This window comes from Pseudomonas sp. CGJS7 (genome assembly GCF_036961695.1).
Genome location: NZ_JBAMDI010000276.1, coordinates 1 through 3,061 on the forward strand (window position 1 = coordinate 1; position 3,061 = coordinate 3,061).

Here is a 3,061-nt window from a genome sequence, read left to right on the forward strand (position 1 = left end):
CAAGCGGCCGCTCGCGACGCCGATCGGCCTCTAAGCCGCCGCCATCACAACCAGTCGCAAGCCGCAGTGCACTGCCGATACTGCCGCCCGCAATGCAGGGTGCTGCCGCCGGCGGCTTGCGCCACGCAAGCATCCAACTCGGCCATGCACGCGTCGTAACAAGCGGGGTCCGACGCCGATGCCGCCGCGCCGAAGCCCAGGCCGAACACCAGCGCGGCGACCGCCGCCCAACGAATCCGCACGTTTCTCATCGCTGTTCCTCCTTGATCGGATCGGGAATGCCGCCGCGGTCACGCCGCGCGCGGCGGCGGCCGACGCGAACCCGCGCCCGCCGCCTCGCGCATGGTGCGCGGCGGCACCACCGCGCAACCACGCCCGCGTCGCAATTCCCGCGCGCGGTCACACCGCCGCAATCGCCCCGCTTCCATCATCGCCTCGCGGCGTAAGCGGATGCCGCCCGATCCGCAATAGCCAAGTTCTATCGGATAAGTCGAAATGATCGATTTCACATAGGGATCATCCCGTCCTATCGTCTATCGGTCCCCCGCGACACGGAGCGCCAGCCATGAGCCAGCCCCACTACCGTCCTTCGATCGCGGCCGCCGCTGCCGCCGCGCTGGGCGAGATCCGGCTGCGCCGTCCGGCGCCCCCTTCCTGAGCCCCCATCCGCACGAGCCGGCCCGCCGGCCCGTGGCGAACCGCTGTGCGCCGCGCTATCCAACCCCGTCGCTGGATCCCACCGTCAAAGGCAGATAACCCATGTCAAACGAAAGCAAATGCCCGTTCAACCACACCGCCGGCGGCGGTACGTCGAACCGCGACTGGTGGCCCAACCAGCTCAACCTCAAGGTTCTGCATCAGCAGACCCCGCAGTCCTCGCCGAGCCCGGATTTCGATTACGCCGCGGCGTTCAAAACCCTGGATCTGGCCGCGGTCAAACAAGACCTGCATGCGTTGATGACCGATTCGCAGGAATGGTGGCCGGCCGACTTCGGCCATTACGGCCCGTTGTTCATACGCATGGCCTGGCATAGCGCGGGCACCTACCGCACCTTCGACGGCCGCGGCGGCGCCGGCGCCGGGCAACAGCGCTTCGCCCCGCTCAACAGCTGGCCGGACAACGGCAACCTCGACAAGGCCCGCCGCCTGCTGTGGCCGATCAAGCAGAAGTACGGCAACAAACTCTCCTGGGCCGACCTGCTGATCCTCACCGGCAACGTCGCGCTGGAATCGATGGGCTTCAAGACCTTCGGTTTCGCCGGCGGCCGCGCCGACGTGTGGGAGCCGGAAGAAGCGGTGTACTGGGGCACCGAAACCACCTGGCTCGGCGACAAGCGCTATACCGGCGACCGCGTTCTGGAGAATCCGCTCGGCGCGGTGCAGATGGGCCTGATCTACGTCAATCCGCAAGGCCCCAACGGCAATCCCGACCCGGTCGCCGCGGCCCGCGACATCCGCGAAACCTTCGCCCGCATGGCCATGGACGACGAAGAAACCGTGGCCTTGATCGCCGGCGGCCACACCTTCGGCAAGACCCACGGCGCCGGCCCGGAATCGCACGTCGGCCGCGAGCCCGAAGGCGCCGACATCGCCGACCAAGGCCTGGGCTGGGCCAGCAGCTTCGGCAGCGGCAAGGCCGGCGACGCCATCACCAGCGGCCTGGAAGTCACCTGGACCAGCACCCCGACCCGATGGGGCAACGAGTTCTTCGCCAACCTGTTCGGCTTCGAATGGGAACTGAGCAAGAGCCCGGCCGGCGCGCACCAGTGGATCGCCAAAGACGGCGCCGGCGCCGGCCAGATTCCCGACGCGCACGACCCGAACAAGCGCCACGCGCCGACCATGCTCACCACCGACTTGTCGCTGCGCTTCGATCCGGCCTACGAAAAAATCTCGCGTCGTTTCTTCGAGAACCCCGATCAGTTCGCCGACGCCTTCGCCCGCGCCTGGTTCAAGCTGACCCACCGCGACATGGGCCCGCGCGCCCGTTACCTCGGTTCGGAAGTGCCGGCCGAAGTGTTGATCTGGCAAGACCCGGTCCCGGCCGTCGACCATCCCCTGATCGACGCGCAAGACATCGCCGCGCTCAAGGTGAAGATCCAGGCCTCGGGCCTGAGCGTGGCGCAGTTGGTGTCCACCGCCTGGGCTTCGGCCTCGACCTTCCGCGGCTCGGACAAGCGCGGCGGCGCCAACGGCGCGCGCATCCGGCTGGCGCCGCAGAAAGACTGGGAGGTCAATCAGCCGCAGCAACTGGCCAAGGTGCTGGCCACGCTGGAAGGCATCCAGAAAGACTTCAACGCCGCGCAGAGCGGCGGCAAGAAAGTGTCGCTGGCCGATCTGATCGTGCTGGCGGGCAATGTCGGCGTCGAACAGGCCGCCAGCAATGCCGGCGTTGCGGTGCAGGTGCCGTTCTCCGCCGGCCGCACCGACGCCAGCGCCGAGCAGACCGATGTGGACTCCTTCGCGGTGCTCGAACCCATCGCCGACGGCTTCCGCAACTACCTCAAGGGCAAGTTCAGCGTCACCGCCGAATCGCTGCTGATCGACAAGGCGCAGTTGCTCGACCTCAGCGCGCCGGAGCTGACCGTGCTGGTCGGCGGCCTGCGCGTGCTCGGCGCCAACGCCGGACAGAGCGCGCACGGCGTGTTCACCCAAAAGGCCGACACGCTCAGCAACGATTTCTTCGTCAACCTGCTCGACATGGGCACGGCGTGGAAGCCGAAGTCCGAAGCGCAGGACGTGTTCGAAGGCCGCGACCGCAAGAGCGGCGAACTCAAGTGGACCGGCACCCGCGTCGACTTGGTGTTCGGCTCGCATTCGCAGTTGCGCGCGCTGGCCGAGGTGTATGCCAGCTCCGATGCGAAGGAGAAGTTCGTCCACGACTTCGTTGCGGCGTGGGGCAAGGTGATGAATGCCGATCGATTCGATCTGAAGAAATAAGTCGCACCCTTCGCGGCGGCGCCTCGCTCGGTGCCGCCGCGGATGTCGGAACGACAGTGCGACCTCTGCGCCCGGCGGAAACTTCCGCCGGGCTTTTTTGGGATTCTTCGTAGCCGACTCA

General features: G+C 67.3%; 3 protein-coding genes. 1 reads left to right on the top strand and 2 read right to left on the bottom strand.

The annotated features are described in order from the left end of the window. Positions 1 to 44: 44 nt before the first annotated feature. Complete coding sequence (locus V7787_RS52590; protein ID WP_336095425.1) at positions 45 to 251, bottom strand: hypothetical protein; 207 nt, start codon at positions 249 to 251, stop codon at positions 45 to 47. Positions 252 to 290: 39 nt separating this feature from the next. After that, a complete protein-coding gene (locus V7787_RS52595) occupies positions 291 to 509 on the bottom strand; it encodes a hypothetical protein (RefSeq protein ID WP_336095426.1) in 219 nt (72 codons plus the stop codon). 250 nt (positions 510 to 759) lie between these two features. Between V7787_RS52595 and katG the strand changes: the two genes are divergently transcribed. After that, positions 760 to 2,940 (top strand): catalase/peroxidase HPI, encoded by a 2,181-nt coding sequence (gene katG / locus V7787_RS52600; protein WP_336095427.1) that lies wholly within the window; start codon positions 760 to 762, stop codon positions 2,938 to 2,940. Positions 2,941 to 3,061 lie beyond the last annotated feature (121 nt).

Coding starts and splice junctions, on each gene's coding strand:
- V7787_RS52590 (WP_336095425.1), bottom strand. CDS start 251: ATGAGAAACGTGCGGATTCGTTGGGCGGCGGTCGCCGCGCTGGTGTTC.
- katG (WP_336095427.1), top strand. CDS start 760: ATGTCAAACGAAAGCAAATGCCCGTTCAACCACACCGCCGGCGGCGGT.